This window comes from Sphingomonas sp. PL20 (genome assembly GCF_017875905.1).
Taxonomy (GTDB): domain Bacteria; phylum Pseudomonadota; class Alphaproteobacteria; order Sphingomonadales; family Sphingomonadaceae; genus Sphingomonas; species Sphingomonas echinoides.
Genome location: NZ_JAGINH010000002.1, coordinates 4,490,469 through 4,513,695 on the forward strand (window position 1 = coordinate 4,490,469; position 23,227 = coordinate 4,513,695).

The 23,227-nt window shown below is 66.0% G+C and carries 22 protein-coding genes; 9 read left to right on the forward strand and 13 right to left on the reverse strand.

Going from position 1 to position 23,227, the window contains the following annotated elements:
* The first annotated feature begins 42 nt into the window (after positions 1–42).
* The 4 genes from H4W01_RS21300 (at position 43) to H4W01_RS21315 (ending at position 5,055) form a co-directional block, all read left to right on the forward strand.
* On the forward strand, positions 43–1,707 hold the full coding sequence (locus H4W01_RS21300) for an MFS transporter (RefSeq protein ID WP_209613081.1): 1,665 nt from the start codon (positions 43–45) through the stop codon (positions 1,705–1,707).
* Between the two features lies 1 nt (position 1,708).
* Positions 1,709–2,830 (forward strand): HlyD family secretion protein, encoded by a 1,122-nt coding sequence (locus H4W01_RS21305; protein ID WP_010406103.1) that lies wholly within the window; start codon positions 1,709–1,711, stop codon positions 2,828–2,830.
* A complete protein-coding gene (locus tag H4W01_RS21310) occupies positions 2,827–4,215 on the forward strand; it encodes an efflux transporter outer membrane subunit (RefSeq protein WP_209613082.1) in 1,389 nt (462 codons plus the stop codon). The genes H4W01_RS21305 and H4W01_RS21310 overlap by 4 nt, the downstream gene beginning before the upstream one ends.
* A gap of 75 nt (positions 4,216–4,290) precedes the next feature.
* Entirely contained in the window at positions 4,291–5,055 is a 765-nt protein-coding gene (locus H4W01_RS21315; protein ID WP_010406105.1) for a class I SAM-dependent methyltransferase, read from the forward strand.
* Positions 5,056–5,061: 6 nt separating this feature from the next.
* On the opposite strand, the gene H4W01_RS21320 is transcribed toward H4W01_RS21315, so the two are convergent.
* From H4W01_RS21320 to H4W01_RS21350, 7 genes are all read right to left on the reverse strand, one after another.
* The gene (locus tag H4W01_RS21320) at positions 5,062–6,105 is read right to left on the reverse strand and encodes a sensor histidine kinase (RefSeq protein ID WP_010406106.1); all 1,044 of its coding nucleotides are present in this window, start codon (positions 6,103–6,105) and stop codon (positions 5,062–5,064) included.
* Entirely contained in the window at positions 6,102–6,545 is a 444-nt protein-coding gene (locus tag H4W01_RS21325; protein WP_010406110.1) for a response regulator, read from the reverse strand. The genes H4W01_RS21320 and H4W01_RS21325 overlap by 4 nt, the downstream gene beginning before the upstream one ends.
* Complete coding sequence (locus H4W01_RS21330; RefSeq protein WP_209613083.1) at positions 6,542–8,068, reverse strand: sensor histidine kinase; 1,527 nt, start codon at positions 8,066–8,068, stop codon at positions 6,542–6,544. The genes H4W01_RS21325 and H4W01_RS21330 overlap by 4 nt, the downstream gene beginning before the upstream one ends.
* A gap of 65 nt (positions 8,069–8,133) precedes the next feature.
* Positions 8,134–8,856, reverse strand: coding sequence for a 3'-5' exonuclease (locus H4W01_RS21335; RefSeq protein ID WP_209613084.1), 723 nt, complete (start codon positions 8,854–8,856; stop codon positions 8,134–8,136).
* Positions 8,857–9,117: 261 nt separating this feature from the next.
* Entirely contained in the window at positions 9,118–10,515 is a 1,398-nt protein-coding gene (gene pgmG, locus H4W01_RS21340; protein ID WP_209613085.1) for a phosphoglucomutase/phosphomannomutase PgmG, read from the reverse strand.
* A gap of 58 nt (positions 10,516–10,573) precedes the next feature.
* Positions 10,574–10,825, reverse strand: coding sequence for a molecular chaperone DnaJ (locus H4W01_RS21345; RefSeq protein WP_010406117.1), 252 nt, complete (start codon positions 10,823–10,825; stop codon positions 10,574–10,576).
* A complete protein-coding gene (locus H4W01_RS21350) occupies positions 10,825–11,619 on the reverse strand; it encodes a division plane positioning ATPase MipZ (protein ID WP_209613086.1) in 795 nt (264 codons plus the stop codon). Before H4W01_RS21350 ends, H4W01_RS21345 begins: the two co-directional genes overlap by 1 nt.
* Positions 11,620–11,697: 78 nt before the next feature.
* Between H4W01_RS21350 and panC the strand changes: the two genes are divergently transcribed.
* On the forward strand, positions 11,698–12,549 hold the full coding sequence (panC, locus tag H4W01_RS21355) for a pantoate--beta-alanine ligase (RefSeq protein WP_010406122.1): 852 nt from the start codon (positions 11,698–11,700) through the stop codon (positions 12,547–12,549).
* Positions 12,550–12,622: 73 nt separating this feature from the next.
* Entirely contained in the window at positions 12,623–12,919 is a 297-nt protein-coding gene (locus tag H4W01_RS21360; protein ID WP_010406124.1) for an SEL1-like repeat protein, read from the forward strand.
* A 4-nt stretch (positions 12,920–12,923) separates the two neighbouring features.
* Here H4W01_RS21360 and topA read toward each other — a convergent pair whose 3' ends face one another.
* Positions 12,924–15,500 carry a type I DNA topoisomerase gene (gene topA / locus H4W01_RS21365; RefSeq protein ID WP_209613087.1) on the reverse strand — a complete coding sequence of 859 codons (2,577 nt, stop codon included), beginning with the start codon at positions 15,498–15,500 and terminating at the stop codon, positions 12,924–12,926.
* A 167-nt stretch (positions 15,501–15,667) separates the two neighbouring features.
* On the opposite strand from topA, the gene H4W01_RS21370 reads away from it, so the two are divergent.
* Entirely contained in the window at positions 15,668–16,537 is an 870-nt protein-coding gene (locus tag H4W01_RS21370) for a hypothetical protein (RefSeq protein ID WP_209613088.1), read from the forward strand.
* Between the two features lie 12 nt (positions 16,538–16,549).
* On the opposite strand, the gene dprA is transcribed toward H4W01_RS21370, so the two are convergent.
* Positions 16,550–17,647, reverse strand: a complete 1,098-nt coding sequence (gene dprA / locus H4W01_RS21375; RefSeq protein ID WP_209613089.1) for a DNA-processing protein DprA — start codon at positions 17,645–17,647, stop codon at positions 16,550–16,552.
* Entirely contained in the window at positions 17,640–18,245 is a 606-nt protein-coding gene (gene plsY / locus H4W01_RS21380) for a glycerol-3-phosphate 1-O-acyltransferase PlsY (protein ID WP_209613090.1), read from the reverse strand. The genes dprA and plsY overlap by 8 nt, the downstream gene beginning before the upstream one ends.
* Positions 18,246–18,352: 107 nt before the next feature.
* Here plsY and murI point away from each other — a divergent pair, with 107 nt between their 5' ends.
* Both murI and hemA read left to right on the forward strand, forming a co-directional pair.
* Positions 18,353–19,147, forward strand: coding sequence for a glutamate racemase (gene murI / locus H4W01_RS21385; RefSeq protein WP_209613091.1), 795 nt, complete (start codon positions 18,353–18,355; stop codon positions 19,145–19,147).
* A gap of 71 nt (positions 19,148–19,218) precedes the next feature.
* On the forward strand, positions 19,219–20,460 hold the full coding sequence (gene hemA / locus H4W01_RS21390; protein ID WP_209613092.1) for a 5-aminolevulinate synthase: 1,242 nt from the start codon (positions 19,219–19,221) through the stop codon (positions 20,458–20,460).
* Between the two features lie 197 nt (positions 20,461–20,657).
* On the opposite strand, the gene H4W01_RS21395 is transcribed toward hemA, so the two are convergent.
* From H4W01_RS21395 to H4W01_RS21405, 3 genes are read right to left on the reverse strand one after another with little or no spacing between them, the layout of a single operon-like run.
* Positions 20,658–21,155: a DUF3429 domain-containing protein gene (locus H4W01_RS21395; RefSeq protein WP_334685442.1), complete on the reverse strand. Its 498-nt coding sequence runs from the start codon at positions 21,153–21,155 to the stop codon at positions 20,658–20,660.
* Positions 21,095–21,763, reverse strand: coding sequence for a class I SAM-dependent methyltransferase (locus H4W01_RS21400; protein ID WP_209613093.1), 669 nt, complete (start codon positions 21,761–21,763; stop codon positions 21,095–21,097). The genes H4W01_RS21395 and H4W01_RS21400 overlap by 61 nt, the downstream gene beginning before the upstream one ends.
* Positions 21,760–23,013, reverse strand: a complete 1,254-nt coding sequence (locus H4W01_RS21405) for a DUF3419 family protein (RefSeq protein WP_209613094.1) — start codon at positions 23,011–23,013, stop codon at positions 21,760–21,762. Before H4W01_RS21405 ends, H4W01_RS21400 begins: the two co-directional genes overlap by 4 nt.
* Positions 23,014–23,227: the final 214 nt, after the last annotated feature.

Sequence of the window (23,227 nt, forward strand, 5' to 3'; positions counted from 1 at the left end):
CGGGTGTTTGGGCGAGCGATCGGGCAGGGAGCAAGACGAGACGTGGCGGAATACGTCTTCAAACCCAATGAGCGCCCGACGCTGCCCGGCTCGCCCGCCAACCCGGAACATCCGCTGTCGCGCCATATCGGCTATTTCGCGGTCGGGTGCCTGATCGGCATTACCGGCGGCCTTGGCAATGCGCTGGTCCAGGTCAACCTCAACTTCGCGCAAGGCACGCTCGGGCTCAACACCAATGAGAGCGCGTGGCTGACGGCGGCCTATTACATGACCAACGTCACCGCGAATTTGCTGCTCGTGAAATATCGCCAGCAATTCGGCCTGCAGCCGTTCATTCGCTACATGCTGCTGGCCTATGCCGCGACCACGCTGATGCATTTGTTCGTCCACGGTTTCTGGACCTCGGTTGCGGTGCGCGCGATGAGCGGGATCGCGGCGAGCGGCCTGTCGACGCTGACGCTGCTGTATCTGATGCAATCGATGCCCGCTGCACGCCGCCTGACCGGGGTGATGATGGGCATCAGCATCCCGCAACTGGCGATGCCGCTGGCGCGCGCGCTGTCGCCGCGGTTGCTCGAATCGGGCGATTGGCACCATTTGTATTGGTTCGAACTGGCGCTCGCACTGGCCACGCTGGCGGCGGTGATGGCGCTGCCCTTGCCGCCGAGCGAACGCAGCAAGGCGTTCGAGCCGCTCGACTTCCTCACCTTCGCCTTGCTGGCCCCCGGCTTGTGGTTGCTGATCGCAGTGCTGTCCGAGGGGCGGATCGAATGGTGGACCGAGCGCGCCTGGATGGGCTGGGCGCTGGCGGCGAGCGTCGCGCTGGTCGCGGCGGCGCTGATCGTCGAACACCACCGCGCCAGCCCGCTGATCAACACGCGCTGGCTCGGCACGCGCGAAATGCTGCGGCTGATGGCGATTGCCGCCTCGGTGCGCGTATTGCTGTCCGAACAGGCGTTCGGCTCGATCGGGCTGTTGAATGCGGTGGGGTTGATCAACGACCAGATGGTGACGCTCAATCTGATCGTCGTGGTCGCGTCGATCGCCGGGTTGGCGGTGGCGGTGTTCACCTTCGATCCGCACAACGTGACGCGGCCGATCACGATTGCGGTCGTGCTGGTGGCGATCGCGGCGTTCATGGATTCGGATGCGACCAACCTCACTCGACCGAGCAACCTGTATCTCAGCCAGGCGATGATCGGCTTCGCCTCGCTGTTGTTCCTCGGGCAAGCGATGGTGATCGGGATCGCGCGCACCTTGCTCGCTGGGGGACGCAATTTCGTCAGCTTCGTCGTGCTGTTCAGCCTTAGCCAGAGCGTCGGCGGGCTGGTCGGCACGGCATTGCTGTCGACCTTTCAGGTGATACGCGAGAAATTTCATTCGAACACGCTGGTGCAGCATATCGTGGCGACCGACCCGCTGGTTGCGGCGCGGCTGCGCGCCGGGGCCGGGCGGGTTGCCGGGGTGGTTGGCGACCCGGCCTTGCGCAGCGCCGAAGGGGCCGCGCTGCTGGCGCAACAGGTGGCGCGCGAAGCCAATATCCTGGCGTTTAACGACGTTTTCCTGCTGGTCGGCGTGCTGGCTGCGCTGACGGCGGTGTGGGGTTATGCGATCCGCTGGTCGATCCGGCGGCGCGGCGAGATATCACCGATTCTGCTGTTGCAACAAAGACAGATCCAGGCAGCTCAGGGTCACCAGGGGCAATGAGATGAGCGACACTCCACCACCGACACCGACCCCCGCCACCCCCGATCCGCAAGTCGCGGCCCCGCGCGGCTGGGCCCCGCCGGTCAAATCGCGCCCGGCGACCATCACCATCGTGGCGCTGGCGGTGCTGGCGATCGTCATCATCCTCTATGCATGGCAATTGCCACCGTTTGCGGGCTGGGCCGAGGAGACCGACAACGCCTATGTGCGCGGCCGCGTGACGATCATCAGCCCGCAGGTGAGCGGCTATGTGATGAGCGTGCCGGTGCAGGATTTCGCCGAGGTGAAAGCGGGGCAAGTGCTGGCGACGATCGACGAGCGCATTTACCGCGCGCGCGTGGCGCAGGCGCAGGCCAATGTCGCGGCGCAGGAAGCGGCGCTGGCCAATTCCGCGCAAGCGCGGCGGTCGCGCGAAGTCGCGATCCTGAGCCAGGACGCCGGGATCGAGAATGCCAAGGCGCAATTGACGCGCGCCGAGGCCGACATGAAGCGCGCGCAGGCGCTGGTCGCCGATGGATCGATCTCGACTCGTGAGTTCGACCAGACCCGCGCGACCCTGCTCGCGGCGCGCGCAGCGGTGCAGCAGGCGCAGGCCGGTCGGGCGATCGGTACGCAGGATGTCCGCACGGTCGCGGTCGGGCGGAGCGGGCTGGAAGCGGCGGTCGATGCCGCCAAGGCGCAATTGCGGCTCGCCCAGATCGATCTCGACAACACCATCATCCGCGCGCCGACCGACGGGCAAGTGTCCGAAATCGGCGTGCGGCAGGGTGCCTATGTCACGGCGGGCACGCAATTGCTGTTCCTGGTGCCGCACAGCGTATGGGTCGTCGCCAATTTCAAGGAAGCGCAGACGCATCGCATGGTGCCCGGCCAACGCGCCACATTCCGCGTCGATGCGCTGGGCAATGCGAGCCTCACCGGCCATGTCGAAAGCCTGTCCCCGGCGGCAGGATCGGAATTTTCGGTGTTGAAGCCCGACAATGCCACCGGCAATTTCGTCAAGGTGGCGCAGCGGATTGCGGTGCGCGTGGCGATCGATCCGGGGCAGGCGCTGGCGGCGCGGTTGCGGCCGGGCATGTCGGTGGTGGTCAGCATCGATACCGACGGGACGCCCCGGCGATGAGCCGCCGCGCAGCGGTGCTGCTGGCCCTGTCGCTCTCGGCCTGTGCCGGGCCGACGGTGAAGACGGCGGCGGTGGCACCGCTTGCTCCGACACCGGCGTGGCGCACCGACACCGGCCCAGTCGCGCCGCTCGATCGGGCATGGTGGCAGGGTTTTGGCGATCCGGTGCTGACCGATCTGGTCGAGCGCGCGCTGGCCAACAATCCCGACATCGGCGTTGCGGTGGCACGCGTGCGCGAGGCGCGCGCCAATGTCGCGGTCGCCCGGTCCCAGGTGCTGCCGACGCTCGATGCCAGTCTCAGCGGTGCGCGCACGCGCGAGGTCGATGCGTTTGGCCAGCCGGAGAAGCAGACGGCCGGGGAACCGAAGGTGCAAGCGGCCTATGAGGTCGATCTGTTCGGGCGTCTGGCCGATCAGCGCTCCGCCGCGCGCGATGCCTATCTGGCGAGCGCGGCGGCGCGTGATGCGGTGCGGCTGTCGGTCGCGGGGGCGACGGCCAGCGGATATCTCACGCTGCGCGGGCTCGATGCCCGCCTCGAGGTCGCGCGATCGACCCTGGCGGCGCGCGCGGAATCGCTGCGGATCGCGCGGTCGCGGGTCGATCACGGCTATTCGCCGAAGCTCGAGCTGCAACAGGCGCAGGCCGAATATGACGCGACCGCGCAGATCGTGCCGCAAATCCAGTTGGCGATTGCGCGCGCCGAGGATGCGCTGAGCGTGCTGACCGGTGCGCTGCCAGCGGGGACGGCGCGGGGTGTGGCGCTTGATCGACTGGAAGTGCCGCCAGTGCCCGATGGCCTGCCCTCGGAATTGCTACGCCGTCGCCCCGATGTCGCGCAGGCCGAATATCAACTCGCCGCGAGCGACAGTTCGCTGGCAGCGGCGCGCAAGCGGTTTCTGCCGCAATTGCGGCTGAGCGGGTCGGCGGGGGCGGTGTTCTCGACGCTGCTCGCCAATCCGATCACGGTCTGGTCGGCGGGGGGGAGCATCCTTGCCCCGCTCTTCCAGGGTGGGCGCTTGACGGCGCAGGCTGACGCGGCGGGTGCGCAGCGCGACCAGGCGGCGTTCGCGTATCGTCGCGTCGCCTTGGCGGCATTCCGCGATGTCGAGGATGCGCTGGCGGCGGTACGACGGCTCGACGAGCAAGTCGCGCTGGGCGAGCGGCAGCGGGCTGCGCTCGCCGAGGGGTTGCGCTTGGCGACGAATCGCTACCGGGAAGGCTATTCCCCCTATCTCGAACAGCTTGATGCGCAGCGCGGGTTGCTCGGCGCGCAATTGGCGCTGATCCAGACACGCAGCGATGCGTTGGCGGCGCGCGTCCAGCTCTATCAGGCGATGGGCGGCGGCTGGTCCGGTGTCGTCACCGACCGGGACGGTCCGGAGTAAGCGCGGCACCGCGCTTTCGCGTGACTCGGGGTGGGCTGTTGGCGTAGCTTTGCGCAAACGGTGAGGGGAAACAGCATGCGCGGTGTTTTGACAGGGTTGGCGATGACGGCGCTGGTCGCAACGGCCGCAGTGGCAGCGGTTGAGCCCGCCTCCAAACATTCGCCGAAGGAGACGCAACGGGCCGTCGCCGCCGGGCTCGCCAATGCCGAGCGCGCCGATCAGGCCGGCGATGACGCGCGGCGCAAGGCCGCCGAAGTGCTGGCCTTTTCGGGCGTCGGACCGGGCGACGAGGTGATCGATTTCTTGCCCGGTGGCGGTTATTGGACGCGCATCTTCACAGGCGTCGTTGGCAAGGCCGGGCATGTCTATGCCATTTGGCCGGCGGCGGCGGCGGACCGTGCCGCCAAGGCGGAGGCGGCGCTCGACGCGCGCCATCTGCCCAACCTCACTGCCAAGGTGCTGACGTCGGGGATTGTCGCGGCCTCGGAACCCGTCGACCTTGTGTGGACAGTCCAGAATTATCACGACATCGCCAATAATGGCGGCGAAGCCGCGCTCGACCAGTTCAATGCCGAAGTGCTGAAAGCGCTGAAGCCGGGCGGCAGCTATATCGTGATCGACCATGCCGATGCGGCGGGCACGGGCATCACCGGCACGTCCACCAAACACCGGATCGACCCTGCTGCGGTAAAGGCCGAAGTGGTCAAGGCCGGTTTCGAATTCGTCGGTGAAAGCGACGTGTTGCGCAACCCCGCCGACGACCATAGCGGCAATGTCTTCGACCCCGCCATTCGCGGCCATACCGACCAGTTCGTCTACAAATTCCGTAAGCGGCGCTGAGCGACCTCAGTCGAGCGCGGCGCGCAGCGTCGCGCGGACGCCGCTGCGCGCGCTGGTGTCATATTCGATGATGGTCTGCAGGCTCTGCGCCATCGCGCGGATCAGCTTGGTGCCAACGCCGGTGCCGCGCGGCGCGGCGTCGGCGACCATGCCGATGCCGTCATCTTCGACCTCCAGCCGGAAATGCGCATCGCCATCGCCGTGGAGCGAGACGCGCACTTCGCCGCCATTGGTGGGATAGGCATATTTGCAGGCGTTGCTGACGAGCTCGGTGACGATCACGCCAAGCGACACCGCGCGATCGGTCGACAGCCGGATCGGCTCGGCGGCGAGGCGTAGCGTGCGCGGCGCGGCCGGGGTCGACCAGGTCTCGCCCAGTTCATCGACCAAGGCACCGAGATATTCGCGCATGTCGACCTGCTCGACATCGTTGCTGGTATAGAGGCGGCGATGCACTTGCGCGATTGCGGTGATGCGGCGCTGCGTGTCCTCGAGCGCGAGCCGCGCATTGTCATCGTCGAGCGCGGTCGCCTGCATCCGCACCATCGCCGAGACGAGTTGCAGGCTGTTGGCAACGCGGTGGTTGACCTCGCGCAGCAGCGCCTCGAGCCGGGCGTTGCTGGCGCGGAGTTGATCCTCGGCGGCGGCCTTGCCGCGTTCGAGCGCGGCGCGTTCGAGCACCTGCGCGAAGGCGCTGGCGAGCAAATCGAAGAAATCGACGCCGACGGTCTTCACCACATAATCGGCGGCCCCGGCCTTTAGCGCGGCCACCGCGATGCGGCCTTCCTCGGAACCGGTGACATAGACCACCGGCGGCATCACCGGCAGCGTGTGGAGCTGCTCGAGCGTTTCCAGCCCGTCCATGCCGGGCATATAATGGTCGACGGCGATCAGGTCGAAGGGCTGGCTGCGCGCCAGCGCGACGCCCTCTGCACCGCCTTCGGCAACGGTCACCGCATAGCCGTGCCGCGCGAGCGTGCGGGCGGCGAGCCGCCGCAACCCCGCATCGTCATCGATATACAGGACCGCAGGTGGGGCGGTTCGGTTCACCCCTCGGTCTCGGGGACCTGAATCACCGACAGGAACAAGCCAAGCTGGCGGATCGCCTGGGCGAAGCTTTCGTAATTGACCGGTTTGGTGATGTAGACGTTGCAGCCGAGATCGTAGCAGCGCTGAATCTCGACCTTGTCGTCGGTCGTCGTCAGCACCACGACGGGCGTGCGGCGCAGCGGGCCGTCGGCGGCCTTGATCTTGGCCAGAATATCGGTCCCGCTCATGTCGGGCAGGTTGAGATCGAGCAGCACCAGCGCCGGGCCGTTGCGCTGCGGTCCGGCGGCGGCGTTGAACAGATAGTCGAGCGCGGTGGTGCCGTCGGTGAAATGGGTGATGTGGTTGAGGATGCCCGCACGGCGGATGTTCTTTTCGATCAGGCGCGCATGGCCTTCATCATCCTCGATCATGATGATGCTGACGCTTTGGTGGTCGTTCATGTTCCGCTTTCCCGCGTATCGGCGTTGGTCGTGTCGAGCTTGGTCGGCAGGTTGAGCCGGAAGGTGGTGCCCTGGCCCAGTTCCGACGCCATTTCGATCACGCCGCCCAAGCGATACGCCAAGGCACGGACATGGGCCAGACCGATTCCTTCGCCCGGTTGGTCCTGGTTGCCCGAGCGGCGGAACAGGTCGAACACGCGTTGATGATCGCTGGCGGCGATGCCGCGGCCATTGTCCTCGACCTCGATCGTAACGCGCTGCCCCTCGCGCCGACCGCGCACCGTGATCTGCCCGGCCCGGTCGGGGCTGAGATATTTCACGGCGTTTTCGATCAGGTTGGACAGGATCTGCTCGATCGCAAGCCGGTCGCTGATGATCGCCGGGAGCGGGCGCGCGACCGTGAGCGTCGCGCCGCGATGGTCGAGTTGCTGGGTCAGGCTCGCGCCGATCGTATCGACCATCGTGTCGAGATCGAGCGGCTCGGGCGCGATGACGCGCCGCCCTTCGCGCGACAATTTCAGGATGGCGTTGATCAGCCGGTCCATTTTCTGCGTCGAGGTGCGGATGAACTTGATCGCCTCGGGCAAATCCTCGCGCGCGGCGAGGCGGTCGTCCGGCGTGACGATGTCGGGCGCGCGCGCCTCGGCGCGATCGATCAATGCGCCGATTGTGGCGGTTGCGCTTTCCAGTTCGGCGGTAAAGCCCATCACATTGACCAGCGGGCTGCGCAGATCGTGGCTGACGATATAGGCGAAACGCTGGATCTCGTCATTGGCGCGAGTCAGGTCGGCGGTGCGTTCGTTGACCAGATCCTCGAGCGTATCGGCGAAATCGCGCAAGCTGTCGCGCGACGCGGCGAGATCGCGGGTGTAGCGTCGTACGGTCAGCAGCGAGACCAAGGCGACCAGCACCAGCAACAGCCCGGCGAGCGCGAGCGTCGCATAAAAGACGCGGACGCTGGCCTGCTGCTCGGCATCGCGGATGGCGAGCAAGCGTTGCTCCTCGGCGACCATGGCATCCGCCAGTTTTCGCACGGCGCGCATCCGGCGTGCGCTGGTTTCTTCCCTGAACAGCGTTCGCGCAGCGACATGGTCACCCCGCAGCGTTACCGCAATCGTGCGCTCGCGCTGTTCCGCCAGATCGGCGATCATCTGACGTAAGCTCGCGATCGTGCGTTGCTGGCGGGGATTGTCGCGCGTCAGCGTCGCGATCCGCGTCAGCAGCGTGGGCAAGGCCGCCATGCTGGTGCGATAGGTGTCGAGATAGACGTGCTCGCCCGTCAGCACGAAGCCGCGGCGCGAGGTTTCGCTTTGTTCGATCAGGATGCGCGCACGGTCGATCGCGAGTTCGACTTCATAGGTGTGGTTGACATCGCGCGTATGGCCTTCGTTGCGCGCGGTCGACCAGCCCGCCGCAATGCCCACTGCAACCAGCGCCGCGAAGCCCAGCCCCATGCAGGTCAGCAAAAAGCGCTGCATGCGCCCTTCGCTAACACCAAATCCCAGCACGATGCGTTCGAACATAGCGGCTGCCCTAAGCACGCGGTGCCGGGAATACCAGTGACTGCGTGTTGACTTAGATCAAGCGGTTAGGCTGCGCGGCGGCGCGCGCGTTCGGTTTCGGCGGTGAAGCGGACATCCTCGTCGCGGTCTTCGAGCATTGTGGCGATGGTTTCGTCGCTCGCCTCGCTCCATTCCTTGCCGCGATCGGGGCCCTGACGCACGCGCGGCAGCAAACCGGGCAGGCTCGACCAGGCGAGCAACTGGTCGATGCCGACCGCGTTCAGCATGTCGCGCAAGTGGAAGGCGGTGACATAGGCATCGGGGAAGGCGCGGTGTGCGGGCAGCCCGCGTTCGTGAATCAGCCCCTCGGGCTTGCGCCAGTAGCGCAGCATCTGGTTGGAGAAGGTCGGGCTGTCGGGCCATAGCCGCAACGCGCATTTCCAGGTGCAGATCCACGGAGCATTGCGGGTGAGCGCCGGGCTGCAGAATTTCTCTTCATAGATCGAGCGATGCGCGGCGAGCGCGACGCGCTTGGGATAGGGATCGAGCACCGCGCGCGCGACATCATGCCAGAACGGCGCATCGGCGACCTGTTCGTCGAGGATATGATGGATCGTCTGCGTCAGCGGCGGGATCGGGCGACCGGGATTGACGAGGCGCGCGCCGCCCTCTCCGTGGATTTCCCAACGGCCATTGGGGCCGAGCGCGACGTCCTGCCAGCCGATTTCGCACACGCCGTGGACGGGCGGGGCCTCGCCGGTGGTCTCAAGGTCGATGACGCGGATGATCTGGGGTGGGGGCGGGGGCATTGGGACTAGGTGGCGTGTTCTGCTGCGGATTGCGAGCGAAGAAGACAGGTTTGTTCGCGCGGAGGCGCAGAGGACGCGGAGAAGGAGAAGAAGGATTTTTCACGCGAAGGCGCGAAGGCGCGAAGGCGCCCTGTGTCTGGCGGCGCGCGCCGGACACAGGGTAATAAACCGCTTCGCGGAAAATCCATCTTCGTGGCTTCGCGCCTTCGCGTGAAAACCCTCTTCTCTGCGTCCTCCGCGCCTCTGCGCGAACAAACTGTCTCAGTGCGCCGCCTGCTCCCCACGGACGAGGCCGCTCAATGCGAGCTGGTCGTCGATCATCCCGAGCAACCGATCGAGCCCCGCCTGATCCTTCGCCTCGGCGCGCGCGACGAGCACGTCCTGGGTGTTGGAGGCGCGCAGCAGCCACCAGCCGTCGGGCGTGTTGACGCGGGCACCATCGGTGCGGTTGACGTCGGCGCCGGACGCTTCGAGCCGGTCGAGTACTTCCTCGACCACCGCGAACTTGCGGCTTTCATCGACCTGGAAGCGCATTTCGGGGGTGTTGACCAGGGCCGGCATCGCGCCGCGCAAATCGGTGATCGATTTGCCGATCATGTGGGCTGCGCGGATCAGGCGGACGGCGGCATAATGCGCGTCGTCGAACCCGTAAAATTCGTGCGCGAAGAAGATGTGGCCGCTCATCTCGCCCGCCAGCGGGCTGTCGGTTTCCTTCATCTTCATCTTGATCAGGCTGTGGCCGGTCTTCCACATCAGCGGCTTGCCGCCGAGCTCGCTAACGCGGTCGAACAGCATTTGCGATGCCTTCACATCGGCGATGATCGTCGCACCAGGCAGTTCCTTCAGCACAGGTTCGGCCAAAATGGACAGAATCTGGTCGCCCCAGATCACGCGGCCCTGCCCGTCAATCGCACCGATGCGGTCGCCATCGCCATCGAAAGCCAATCCGAAATCGAGCTGCTTCTCGGCGACGAGGCGCTTCAGGTCGGTCAGATTCTTTTCATCGGTAGGATCGGGATGATGGTTAGGAAAATTGCCGTCGACATCGGTGAACAGCACATGATGCTCACCCGGCAGGAGCTTGACCAGCTTCTCGATGATCGGGCCCGACACGCCATTGCCCGCGTCCCAGCCGATCTTGTAGCTGCCCCCGGCATAGCCCGCGACGAGGCGACCGACATAATCGTCCTCGATGTCGGCGGTGGAGACGGTGCCACGATCGGCCTCATCGGCGACGACATCCCAATCGCCCTCCGCCGCCATGCGGCCCAAGTCCTGAATGTCCGCGCCGAAAAACGGCTTGTGCTGCAGGACCATCTTGAAGCCGTTATACTCGGCGGGATTATGGCTGCCGGTTATCTCGATGCCGCCATCCACTTCTAGCGTGGCCTCGGCATAATAGAGCATCGGCGTCGGCCCCATGCCGATCCGCACGACATTCACGCCGACGGCGGTGAGGCCGCCGACCAAAGCCGCTTCAAGCTCGGGCGAGGACAAACGACCGTCATAGCCGACGGCGACGCGGGTGCCGCCCGCGCGGCGCACGCGCGTGCCGAAACCGCGACCGATCGCGTCGGCGTCGGCGGTGCCGAGCGTCTTTCCGACGATGCCGCGGATGTCATATTCGCGCAGGGACGTCGGGTCGAAACGGTACGTCATGGTAGCTCCTGTTGGTTGGATGCGTGCCTAATCGGTGAAACCCGCGAAAGTTCAATGTCTAGGGTCGGAGCAGCAGATCGCGCGCGGCGTTGATCCGCCGGGTGAGATCGGCCGAGCCCCCTCGGTCGGGATGGACCGCGCCGACCAAGCGCCGATGCGCCGCGCGAATCGCCGCAGCATCGGCATCGGCCGCCACCCCGAGCACGGCGCGCGCTTCGGCTTCGTCGAGCCGCAGCGTCGGTTTCGGTCGCGCGCGCAGCAGCCACCAGCCACCGAGCAGGACCGCCGCAAAGAAAAGAAGCTTGCCCATTATGCGAACAGCGGCGGGACCGGCTCCGGCAGCGCAAGCGCGCCCATCATCTCGCGCAACTCCTGGCGTGCGGCGACGTGCGCCAAGCCCATGGCACCGAATTCGCCCGAATCGAGCATGGTCAGGCCGTTGGGGAACAGTTCGCGGTAGATGACGCGTTCGCCCAGGCCCGGCACGATGCGGAAGCCGACGCGCTTGGCGAGCTGGTCGAGCGCTTCGGACACGCGGCGCATGTTGCGCGCCTCGATATGCTGGACGCGGTTGCGCAGCACCACCCAGTCGATCGTCGAGCCGTCGGCCTTGGCGCGCGCCTTGCGCGCTTCCCAGATCATTTCGGCGTAAAAGCTCGGGCGGGTGACCTTGTAGCTTTCGGGATCGACCTGGCCGATCAGATCGAAATCGACGAAACTGTCGTTCATCGGCGTGACCAGCGTGTCGGCGCGGGCGGCGGCCATGCGCGCGAAGCGATCATCGCGGCCGGGCGTGTCGATCACCAGAAAATCCGCACCGTCGGCCAGCGCGTCGAAGCTTTCGGTGAAGCGTGCCAGGCTTTCGCCGTCATGCGTGATGTGGCGCGGGATCGGCAAGTCGCGACCGGTGCGCTTGATCGTCGCGGTACGATTGTCGAAATAGCGCCCCATCGTGCGCTGGCGATGGTCGAGATCGAGCGCCGACACCTGCGCGCCGCGCGCCGCCAGCGCGATCGCGACATGCACCGCGGTGGTCGACTTGCCTGTGCCGCCCTTTTCATTGGCGAAGACAATAATGTGTGGCTTTCGCGCAGCAGTCGCCAACGTGTTTGCTTCCCGTCTTGTCCGGTTGGATCACGCCTCATAGAAGGCGCGCCCGTCCTTACCGAAGGCCACACATCCGTGCAAACCATCCGTTCCCTCGAAGCGCTCCGTTCTGGGATCGCCGATTTCCGCAGCGGAGGCGCGAGTATTGCGCTCGTGCCGACGATGGGGGCGCTGCATTCCGGGCACCTCGCGTTGATCGAGGCGGCGAAGCGGCCGGGCCGCAAGGTGGTGGCGTCGATCTTCGTCAACCCACGGCAATTCGGCCCGAATGAGGACCTGTCGCGCTATCCCCGGCGCGAGACGGCGGATGCGCGGCTGTTGACCGAGGCGGGCTGTGACCTGTTGTGGATGCCGCCGGTCGAGGTGATGTACCCCGACGCGTTCGCCACCACGATTTCGGTGGCGGGGGTGAGCGAGGGGCTCGATGGCGCATCGCGGCCCGGCCATTTCGACGGGGTGGCGACCGTCGTCGCGAAATTGTTCAACCAGGTCCGGCCCGACATCGCCTTGTTCGGCGAAAAGGATTTTCAGCAGCTCGCGGTGATTCGGCGGATGGTTGCCGATCTCGATTTCGGGATCGAGATTCAGGGCGTGCCGACGCAGCGCGATGATGACGGGCTCGCGCTGTCGTCACGCAACATCTATCTGGATGAGGCGCAGCGGGCAGCAGCGGTGGCCTTGCCGCGCGCGCTCGGCGTGGCGGCCAAGGCGATTGCGCGGGGCGATGATCCCGAAGGCGCGCTGGCAATCGCGCGCGACGCCTTGGTAACTGCGGGATTCTCGGTCGATTATGTCGAACTGGTCGATGCCGCCACGCTGGCCACAGCGACCGACCCCAGCCGCGAGCGGCGTTTGCTGGCAGCGGCGCGGATCGGCACGACCCGGCTGATCGACAACCTCGCGATTCCGCCCGCCGATCATGCCTAATGGCCGTTAACCTTTTGTTGACCCCAATCCGGCAAGGTGTTGCCGGTAGGGATGGTTAACGGGGGTTAAGAGCATGGGCAGCAGCCTGAAGAATGCGCAGTTCCTGATCGACAGCCGAATCGCCGACGCGGCGCGCGGAGACGCCGATGCGTGTTTCGACCTTGGCATGGTCTATTCGAGTGGCTCGGCCGGTATCGGCGTCGACCTGATCGAGGCGCACAAATGGTTCAACCTCGCCGCAGTCGCGGGCAGCGAGATTGCCAAGGATTGCCGCCGCGACATTGCCGAGGACATGACCGCGCGCGAAATCGCCACTGCTCAGGCGGCGGCGCGGGCGTTCCTGGTGTCCACCCAGCGCCGCGCCGCCTGATCCTTTACTCTGCGGCGACCGCCTTTTTGGGTGCCGCCTTTTTCGCGGCCGGTTTCTTGGCCGCCGGTTTCTTTGCAGCCGTCTTCGCGGCGGGCTTTTTGGCCGCTGCCTTCTTCTTGCCCTTGGCGGGTGGTGCTGCGGCGGCTCGCGCGTCGATCAGTTGCGCGGCCTCTTCAAGCGTCAGCGCATCCTTCTCGATCGATTTGGGCAAGGTCGCGTTGGTCGTGCCATCGGTGACATAGGCCCCGTAGCGGCCCTCCATCAGCTTGATCTCGGCCTCGGTGCGCGGATGCAAGCCCAGCACCTTGAGCGGGGCCTGGGCTCCACGTTGCGGCCGCCCGGCACCTGCGGCGGCTTCGGCGAGCTTCACCACCGCTGCGTTCATCCCCGTTTCGAACACATCCGCCGTCGAGCTAAGCCGCGCATATTTGCCGGCATGCTTTAGATACGGGCCATAGCGACCGATGGCCGCCGTGATGGGCTCGCCGGTTTCGGGGTGCGTGCCGATGGTGCGCGGCAGCGACAGCAGTTTCAACGCCCATTCGAGATCGAGCTCGCCAATATCTTTCGGGATCGACGCCATCTTGCGCGTCTCGCCCTCGCCGATTTGGATATAGGGGCCGAACCGTCCCGACTTGCGCTCGACCGGCAAGCCGCTTTCCGGATCATTGCCGAGCGTCTCGGGCGTGGCGTCGGCCTCGCCTTCGCCGCCGGGCTGGCCGAAGCGGCGGGTATATTTGCACTCAGGGTAATTGGAGCAGGCGACGAACGCGCCGAACTTGCCGCCGCGCAAAGCGAGCTGGCCCTTGTGGCAGAGCGGGCACAGCCGCGGATCGCTGCCATCGGCCTTGGCCGGGAAGAGATAGGGTTCGAGGAACTTGTCGAGCGCGGCGGTCACTTCGGACGGCTTTTGCTCCATGACCTCGGTCGTGCGCGGCTTGAAGTCCTTCCAAAAGGCTTCGAGCACGGCTTGCCACTGCGCGCGGCCGCCCGACACTTCGTCAAGCTCGTCCTCAAGCCCGGCGGTGAAGTCATAGCCGACATATTTCTCGAAGAAGCGTTCGAGGAACGCCGTCACCAACCGGCCCGATTCCTCGGCGAAGAAGCGGTTCTTCTCGACGCGGACATAGGCGCGGTCCTTCAGCGTCTTGATGATCGAGGCATAGGTCGATGGGCGCCCGATGCCGAGTTCTTCGAGGCGCTTGACCAGCGACGCTTCCGAGAAGCGCGGCGGCGGCTGGGTGAAATGCTGTTCGGCGGTGACGCCCAATTTGGCCGGGGCATCGCCCTCGCGCAGGCGCGGCAAGCGCTTGGCGTCTTCATCCTGCGTGTCGTCCGACCCTTCCTCGTACAGCGCGAGATAGCCGGGGAAGAGCATCACCTGGCCGGTGGCGCGCAGGGCCGTGTCGCCAGTCCCGTCGGCCAGTTCGACCGTGGTGCGCTCCAGCCGGGCCGACGCCATCTGGCTGGCGAGCGCGCGCTTCCAGATCAGATCGTACAGCCGCGCATGGTCGCCGCCGCCGGCTTTATCCTTGCTGAAATCGGTCGGGCGGATCGCCTCATGCGCTTCCTGCGCGTTCTTGGCCTTGGTCTGGTAGACGCGCGGCTTGTCGGGAACGTAGCTCGCATCATAGCGATCGGCGACGGCATGGCGCGCGGCCGAGATCGCGCTCGAATCCATCTGCACGCCGTCGGTCCGCATGTAGGTGATCGCGCCATCCTCATAGAGGCCCTGCGCGATCCGCATCGTGTGGTCGGCGGAGAAGCCGAGCTTGCGCGAGGCCTCCTGTTGCAGCGTCGAGGTGGTGAAGGGCGGTGGCGGGTTGCGCGTCGCGGGCTTCACTTCGACGGTCTGGACGGTGAACAGCCCGCTTTCGACCGCGGCCTTGGCGCGCTTGGCAGTGCCTTCCTCGCCGATCGACAGCCGATCAAGCTTCTTGCCCTCGAAGGTGACGAGGCGGGCCTGGAACGGCGTGCCGTCATGCTCCATGTCGGCGGCGACCGACCAATATTCCTGCGGGCGGAAGGCCTCGATCTCGCGCTCACGGCTGACGATCAGGCGCAGCGCGACCGACTGCACACGGCCCGCCGACTTGGCACCGGGCAGCTTGCGCCACAAAACGGGTGAGAGCGTGAAGCCGACGAGATAGTCGAGCGCACGGCGCGCGCGATAGGCGTCGATCAGATCCGTATCGAGCTCGCGCGGATGCTGCATCGCCTCGGTCACCGTCGCCTTGGTGATGGCGTTGAAGGTGACGCGCTGCACGTCCTTGGGCAGCGCCTTGCGGTTGCGGAGCACTTCCTGCACGTGCCACGAAATCGCTTCGCCCTCGCGGTCAGGGTCGGTTGCGAGGATCAGGCGGTCGGCGGTCTTGGCGAGATCGGTGATCGCCTTCAACTGCTTGGCCTTGTCGGCGTAATTTTCCCATTCCATCGCGAACCCGTCCTCGGGATCGACCGAGCCGTCCTTGGGCGGCAAGTCGCGGACATGGCCGTAGGAGGCGAGGACGCGGTAATCGCTGCCCAGATATTTCTCGATGGTCTTCGCCTTGGCGGGCGATTCGACGATGACAAGCTGCATGGGGTGATCGAGGTCCTTACGTGTACGCGCGAGGGTGGCGGGGTCTGGGGCGGCTCGTCAAGCGGGGCAGAGGCAGCACTCCTGGGCGGAGTTTCGCCCTATCCGCCCTTCTCGCCCTCGCGCAAGTGGGGTAAGCGCCCCGGCGAGGATGAAGCGGAGTGCGCGAGATGGCCCGATCCCAAACGCTGGCGACGCTTTTCGTCGCGAGCATTTCTCTCGGCGTGGCGCTCCCGGCAGCCGCGCAGCAGGTCGTCGCGCCGCAACAGGACGGGGCGACGCTGCGCGCGGCCCTTGCCCCGACCATGGCGCTTCCGGGGAAGCCGATGCCGACCGACGCCAGCGCGCTCGACGCGATGTTCGGCCAGCGCGACTGGACCCGGCTCGCCGCGCGGCTCCATTCCGCGCGTAGCGCGCCACAGACTCTGCTCGACATGAACTGGGAGCAGAAGCGCATCTATGACGGTGCCGGCTTCCTTATCTCTTATGCCTATATGAACGACCTGTGGCGCATGGGGGCATCATTGCCGCCGCAGAACGGGGCGGGCCTGCAACAGACCGCAGCGATGATGTTTCTGTACAGCCTGGATTTGACCGTGATCGACGGGCCGAAATGCGCCGATGTGACCGCTGCGGGCCACCGGCGTGAGCAATTGTCCGCACAAAACCCGGCATTGGTCGCGTACATCAAGACATTGTCGCGCGCCGAGCGGATGAAGCTCGGGACGATCTCGCTGTCGATCGAGGCGGCGACGGCGGCGCTGCGCCCCAATGATGAGATCCTGTGCAGCGGCGGCCTGTCGGAGATGCAGGCAGGCCTCAAGGCGCAGGGTAACACGCCATTGCCGCAAGTGCCGAACGCGCCGGGCACGATCGGCAAAAGCTATGCCGTTCCTTCGGCACCGGGGTATGCGCCGCAGTTCGTTGCGGAGAGTGTCTGGCGGCCGAAACAAACCGAAGCGCGCGCTGCCATGCCGAAGGCGTTGACGCGGATGCTGACTTTGCCAACCGATTCGCAGCCACCAGTGTCGGCAAAATAGCCGCCGACGCGCTTACACCAGCGCCACCCGCCCCCCGGCGTGCCGTTCCAACCGCCCGGCCAGTTCCAGTTCGAGCAGCACCGTCTGCACGATCGCCGGGCTGTGTCCCGACTGGCGGATCAGTTCGTCGATCGCTACCGGCACCGGGCCAAGCAGATCGCGCACGTCGCGGCGTTCGGCGTCGCTCGCATCTTCGGGCGGGGGTGCGCGGAAGCTGTCGCGGCTGGTGCGGACCATGCGCTGGTCGATCGGGCGCACCGTTTCCAGCACATCGGCGGCGGATTGCACCAGCGTCGCGCCGTCGCGGATCAGTCCGTTGCACCCCTGCGCGCGCGGATCGAGCGGGCTGCCGGGGACGGCCATCACCTCGCGGCCCAGTTCGGCGGCAAGGCGCGCGGTGATGAGCGACCCCGATTTGGGTGCGGCCTCGACCACCACGGTGCCAAGCGACAGCCCGGCGATGATGCGGTTGCGATAGGGAAAGTGGCGCGCGCGCGGCTCGGTGCCGGGCGGTTGCTCGGCGATGAGCAAGCCGTCGCTGGCGATCCGCTCCTGTAGCGCTGCGTTCTCCGGGGGATAGACGACGTCGATGCCGCCGGCGATCACGGCGATCGTGCCCGTCTCGATCGATCCGACATGCGCGGCGGTGTCGATGCCGCGCGCCAGGCCCGAGACGATGCTCACCTCCTCGCGCCCAAGCTCTGCCGCAAGCTGCCGCGCGAAGCGGCACGCCGCTGCGGAAGCATTGCGCGCGCCGACCATCGCAATCGAAAGCCGCGTGAGCAGATCGGTCTGCCCGCGCACGATCAGGGCCGGTGGCGCATCGTCGAGTTCAGCGAGCATGGCCGGATAATCGGGGTCGTCAAGGAACAGGTGTCGCGCACCGAGGCGCGCCACCAGCGCCAGTTCGCGCTCGGCCAGCGCGACCGGTGCCAGCACTGGCGGCTTCCCGCCGCCGCGCGCGGCGAGTTGCGGCACGGCGTCGAGCGCGGCCTCAGCGCTGCCGAAGCGCGTGATCAATTGGGCGTAGGTGACCGGGCCGATCTGCGCGGTGCGGATCAGGCGCAAGCGGGCGATTGCCCGGCGCGCGTGATCCACCGCCTCAGCCATGTTTCCGGCCGACGCGCGGTTCGGTGCCGCTGATCAGGCGATCGATATTCTCGCGGTGCTTCCACAGCACGAGCAAAGCGAGCGCGAGCAGCAGCAGAACCAGGTCGAACCGACCGAGAAAGGCCGCGCTGAGTGGCGCGGCCACCGCCGCCGTCATGCCGGCAAGCGAGGAAATGCGCAGCAGCGCCAGCATCGCGATCCACACCACCGCGTAAACCAGGCCAATCGGCCAATGCAGCGCCAGCACCACGCCGAGCAGCGTCGCCACGCCCTTGCCGCCACGGAAGCGCAGCCACACCGGATAGAGGTGGCCAAGGAACACCGCCGCCGCCGCAACCACACCGGTTTCGCCCAGATAGTGATCGGCGATCCACACCGCGACGAAGCCCTTCGCCGCATCGAGCAGCAGCGTCGCCGCCGCCAGCCCCTTGCGCCCGGTGCGCAGCACGTTGGTCGCGCCGATATTGCCCGACCCGATCTGCCGCAAATCGCCCGCGCCCGCCATGCGCGTGAGCAGCACCCCGAACGGAATCGACCCGAGCAGATAGCCGAGCACCAGCGCCGCCGCTGGTGCTTGCCAGAGATAGTCGGTCGGCACGTGAAATCCCCCTTTGGTCGATGTGAACATAGCGTGCACACGGCCCGTCGCCACAATCTCCATCAAGCCGGTTTTGTCAAATGCGCTGATCGCGTTATGGGGGCGTTATGGATCAGCGACCCGTGTTGTTTTTTGATTCCGGGGTTGGCGGCTTGTCGGTGCTCGGCGCGGCGCGGGCGTTGCTGCCGCAGATGCCGGTGGTCTATGTCGCGGATTCGGCGGGCTTTCCCTATGGTACCAAGACCGAGCGCGAGATCGCCGCGCGCGTGCCCGCGTTGCTCGGGCGGCTTGCCGAACGCTATCAGCCGCGCCTGATCGTGATCGCGTGCAACACAGCCTCGACGATTGCGCTGGCCACGGTACGCGAGGCGCTCGATCTGCCGGTGGTCGGCACCGTGCCCGCGATCAAGCCCGCCGCGCTGCTCAGCCAGACGCGCGTGATCGGCGTGCTCGGCACCGATGCCACGGTGCGCCAGCCTTATGTCGATGATCTGGCCGCGCGCTTTGCCGGGGATTGCACGGTGTTGCGCCACGGTTCGGCCGAACTGGTCGCGCTCGCCGAAGCCAAATTGCACGGGACGCCCACCGATCCGGCGCGCTATGCCGCGATCCTGGACGGGTTGTTCGGGCAAGCGGGCGGCGCGCGCATCGATACGATCGTCAATGCCTGCACGCATTTTCCGCTGGTGGCGGACGAACTGGCGGCGGCGGCACCGCATCCGGTGCGCTTCGTCGATGGCAGCGCCGGAATCGCGCGGCGGATCGCGCATCTGACCGAGGGGCAGAGCTGGCCGGATAGCCCGGGCGAGGGGCGGGCGGTGTTCACCGCGCGCGACGCCGGAATCGATCGGCTGGCCCCGGCGCTCGCCAGTTTCGGGCTCACGCGACTTGATGCTCTGTGAGTGATACGTAACATCACTTAGATCGGGGAAAGTCACTGGAAATCGGCGGGATGCAGGCGTAGGGGCCGGATATGGACGTAGACTCACCGCATCCCGGGGTCGATTACTCCCGGATTTTCGCGCAGGCGATCGACCGCCTGCATGTCGAAGGGCGTTATCGCGTCTTTATCGACATCCTGCGCAACAAAGGGGCCTTCCCCAATGCGCGGTGTTTTGCCGGGCATAACGGCCCCAAGCCGATCACGGTGTGGTGTTCGAACGATTATCTGGCGATGGGCCAGCACCCGGATGTGATCGCGGCGATGGAATTTGCGCTGCACGATGTCGGTGCCGGTTCGGGCGGCACGCGCAATATCGGCGGCAACACGCATTATCATGTCGATCTGGAAGGCGAGCTGGCCGATCTGCATGGCAAGGAAGGCGCATTGCTGTTCACCAGCGGCTATGTCTCGAACGAGGCCACGCTGGCGACGCTGGCCAAGGTGCTGCCCGGCTGCATCATCTTCTCGGACGAACTCAACCATGCTTCGATGATTGCGGGCATCCGCAATTCGGGCTGCGAAAAGCACGTCTTCCGTCACAACGACCTGGCACATCTCGAGGAACTGCTGGCGGCGGCCGATCCGGCGGCACCCAAGCTGATTGCCTTCGAAAGCGTCTATTCGATGGATGGCGACGTGTCGCCGATCGCCGAGATTTGCGATCTGGCCGATACATATCATGCGTTGACCTATCTCGACGAAGTCCATGCGGTGGGCATGTACGGCCCACGCGGCGGCGGCATTTCGGACCGCGATGGCGTGGCCCACCGGCTGACCATCATTGAGGGCACGCTCGGCAAGGCGATCGGCGTGATGGGCGGCTATATCAGCGCTGACCAGACGATCATCGACGTGATCCGCTCTTATGCGCCGGGCTTCATCTTCACCACCTCGCTGTCGCCGGTGCTGGTGGCGGGTGCGCTGGCGAGCGTGCGGCATTTAAAAGCATCGAGCGTCGAGCGCGACGGCCAGCAAGCCGCCGCCACGATGCTGAAGATGCTGTTTGCAGACGCCGGTTTGCCAGTGATGAACTCGACCACGCACATCGTGCCGCTGATGGTGGGCGATCCGGTCAAGGCCAAGAAAATCAGCGACATTCTGCTCGCCGAATATGGCGTGTATGTGCAGCCGATCAATTACCCGACCGTGCCGCGCGGCACCGAGCGGCTGCGCTTCACCCCGGGCCCCGCGCATGACGAAGCGATGATGCGCGAACTGACCGGAGCGCTGGTCGAAATCTGGAGCCGCCTGGAATTGCGCAAGGCGGCCTGACGCCCGACCGGGAACCGCGACGCCGCTGACCCGTTACGCCCCCCACATCAGGGAGACGGTATCATGGGTAAAGGGTGTATCTTGTGGCTGCTGGGTGTTCCAATCCCGGTCATTCTGCTGCTGTGGCTGGTGTTTCACCACTAATTTTCGGTGCCGCGCGCGGGCCTGGTGCCGTGCGCGCGGCCACCGCCTGCCGTTTAGAACAGCCCGAGCAGGAGCGTCAGCCCGCCGAGCCCGAGCGATAACGGAAGGCGCAGGCTCATCCACCACGGCGGCGTCAGCTTGCGCTGGTTCAACGCCACGTCGACCGCGAGCGCCGCGACCAGCGCGACGCCTAGTACGAGCAGCGACGGGCCCGGCCACGGATCGCCCAGCGCCCATGGCACGGCGGAGGCAAGGGCGATCAACGAGGGCGTGACGGCAGCGACCCACAGCCATTCGGGCGGGTTTGCGTGGCTGGCACCGATGCCCCACCATATCCCACCCAGAAAGCTGAGGATGATCGCTGCATACGCATAGCCGAGCGCGAGCGCATTGAAGCGATGCGCGGTGTCACCACTTAGCACCACGGCAGCGACGGCAATTTGCGGCAGCAGCCCGGCCAGGCCCAGCCAGCGCGGCAGGGGTGGCGGTGTCAGGCGGCACCTCTGGTGATGCGCCCCGACCAGGCATAGCCGCGATATAAAGCGGTAAATTGCGGGGTGCCGCCAATCTCGCTGGCAATTTCGATCAAGGCCGGCTGCAAGGCGGCACGCGGTGCCACGTCGAACTTTGCCAGCCATGCGAACAGCAGTGTCTTGAACGCGCCCGGCAATCCCTCCTGCTGCCCGAAATCGACCACATCGAGGCGCCCTGCCGGGGCGAGTTTGACGGCGGCTTCGCGGATCGCTTCATGCCAGCCGGGGATCATCGACAGCGTATAGCTCTGGAAGATGCGGTCGAAGGTCGCGGTGCCGAACAGCGTCTCGGCGTTGAAGGCGGTGGCATCGCCTTGCGCGAGCACGATCCGGTCGGAAAGGCCTGCCTTGGCGACCTTGGCGCGCGCCGTCTGCAGCATCGCTTCCGAAATATCGATGCCGTAGAAGCGCGCATCGGGCCAACGCCGGGCCGCCGCGATCAAGTTGCGCCCAGTGCCGCAGCCGATTTCCAGCACGCTGCCGCCGGGCGGCGGCGCGATGCCTTCGATCAGCGCATCGCGTCCGAGCAGATAATATTTGCGGGTCAGATCATAGATATGGCGCTGCGACCGATAGATCGCATCCATATGTCCGGCATGGCCCGTGTCGATCGAGGCTGCGTTCATCCGAGCACGTAGAGATGGACGCCGCCGTAAATCGAGGAGCGGTCGCGCTTGGTATAATCGAGCGACTCCTCGGCGCGGTAGGTCCATTTGCCCAGGATCGCATCGGGCACGCGGCCGGGCAGGATGCTGGGCTCGCCCGCCGTGCGGAACAGCACGCGCGCGCCGGGCTTGGCGGTACGCGTGATTTCGCTCCACAAATCGGTCAACTGTTCGTCGGTCATCCAATCCTGCGCGTCGAGCAGGATATAGCGGTCGAGCGAGGCATCGCCGTGCGTGCGCAGATAATCGGTGAAGTTGGTGTGGCGCACCTCGATCCGGCTCGCGCGCTCGACAATCTCGGCATAATGCTCGCGCTGGAGATAGGGCGGCAACGGTGCCGAGGGCCCTTGGCCATAGCCGCGGCCAAAGGCCTGCCACGCGAAATAATTGTCCTTGATGTCGAAATCGCAGGCGAGCTTTTCGAGCCGTTCGCGCAGCACCACCGCCATTTTCTCGTCGCCAGCCAGCGCTTCATATTGCGCGGGCGGAATGCCGAGGCCGAACAGCGAGGCGGGCTGATCGGTGATCCACTTGACGAAGCCCTTGTCGAAGAAGGGCGCGAATTCGCGGTCGAAAATCTCGCGCTGTTCCTCGATCGACTGCGCCTTGAGCAGGATCTTGGGGTTCACGCCGTTCAGCCGCGCGAGCAGATGCGCCACGCCGATGAAATTGCCGAGCAGGCCGCGCTTGTAGACGTTCTTGGCGAAACCGCTGATCCGCCGCCGGCCGATGATGTCGCGGCCTTCCCAATATGCCAGCGTCGTCTCGTCGAGATGCGGGCGGATATAGGTGCGATAGGCGAGCACGTTGGCGCGGCTATTGGCCTGGGCGAAGAAGCGGTGAAAGGCATCGTAATCGGGCAGATGCCGCGCCGCGACCAGTTTCAGCTTGTTGAGCGCGATGTGCGCGGTGTTGAGGTCGACCGCGGTGATCGCACGCGGATTGGCGGTGAGATAGCTCAGCACGTTGCACCCGCCCGAGGCGATCGTGACGACATGCGAATCCGGCGTGATCGCCAGCGCTTCCATGTCGACCGCCGGATCTTCCCAGATCTGGGCGTAGACCAGGCCGCGAAAGGCGAAGGTGAAGGCGCGTTCGAGCAGCCCTTGCTTGGAGAGATGTTTGTGCTGATGCACGGCGCTCCGAACCGCGCGATTCTTTGCAGCGGTCTTGCGGGGGCGATCCTGAGGCGGTCGAATGGCAAGGGCCATGGCAAGCTTCTCCGGCCGGACATCGCGTTGTGGAAAAGACGCAGGCGGCAGCCGTGCGTTACGACGATCCGGTGACGCTTCCATGACGCGCTTGTGGCGAAATGAAAAGGACCTGCCGACGCGGGGGGCGTCGGCAGGTCTGTTTTTGCAACCACTCGCCGCAAAGGAGGGGACCCGGCGAGCGGTCTTTGTGTCCCCTGCGGAACGGGGACAG

Excerpts from the sequence above, each read along its gene's own strand:
- murI (WP_209613091.1), top strand. The coding sequence starts at position 18,353 with ATGGATCAGCGACCCGTGTTGTTTTTTGATTCCGGGGTTGGCGGCTTG.
- H4W01_RS21370 (WP_209613088.1), top strand. The coding sequence starts at position 15,668 with ATGGCCCGATCCCAAACGCTGGCGACGCTTTTCGTCGCGAGCATTTCT.
- H4W01_RS21400 (WP_209613093.1), bottom strand. The coding sequence starts at position 21,763 with ATGAACGCAGCCTCGATCGACACGGGCCATGCCGGACATATGGATGCG.
- topA (WP_209613087.1), bottom strand. The coding sequence starts at position 15,500 with ATGCAGCTTGTCATCGTCGAATCGCCCGCCAAGGCGAAGACCATCGAG.
- H4W01_RS21310 (WP_209613082.1), top strand. The coding sequence starts at position 2,827 with ATGAGCCGCCGCGCAGCGGTGCTGCTGGCCCTGTCGCTCTCGGCCTGT.
- H4W01_RS21335 (WP_209613084.1), bottom strand. The coding sequence starts at position 8,856 with ATGCCCCCGCCCCCACCCCAGATCATCCGCGTCATCGACCTTGAGACC.
- hemA (WP_209613092.1), top strand. The coding sequence starts at position 19,219 with ATGGACGTAGACTCACCGCATCCCGGGGTCGATTACTCCCGGATTTTC.
- dprA (WP_209613089.1), bottom strand. The coding sequence starts at position 17,647 with ATGGCTGAGGCGGTGGATCACGCGCGCCGGGCAATCGCCCGCTTGCGC.
- H4W01_RS21305 (WP_010406103.1), top strand. The coding sequence starts at position 1,709 with ATGAGCGACACTCCACCACCGACACCGACCCCCGCCACCCCCGATCCG.
- H4W01_RS21330 (WP_209613083.1), bottom strand. The coding sequence starts at position 8,068 with ATGTTCGAACGCATCGTGCTGGGATTTGGTGTTAGCGAAGGGCGCATG.
- H4W01_RS21360 (WP_010406124.1), top strand. The coding sequence starts at position 12,623 with ATGGGCAGCAGCCTGAAGAATGCGCAGTTCCTGATCGACAGCCGAATC.
- H4W01_RS21345 (WP_010406117.1), bottom strand. The coding sequence starts at position 10,825 with ATGGGCAAGCTTCTTTTCTTTGCGGCGGTCCTGCTCGGTGGCTGGTGG.
- H4W01_RS21315 (WP_010406105.1), top strand. The coding sequence starts at position 4,291 with ATGCGCGGTGTTTTGACAGGGTTGGCGATGACGGCGCTGGTCGCAACG.
- H4W01_RS21405 (WP_209613094.1), bottom strand. The coding sequence starts at position 23,013 with ATGGCCCTTGCCATTCGACCGCCTCAGGATCGCCCCCGCAAGACCGCT.
- pgmG (WP_209613085.1), bottom strand. The coding sequence starts at position 10,515 with ATGACGTACCGTTTCGACCCGACGTCCCTGCGCGAATATGACATCCGC.
- H4W01_RS21325 (WP_010406110.1), bottom strand. The coding sequence starts at position 6,545 with ATGAACGACCACCAAAGCGTCAGCATCATCATGATCGAGGATGATGAA.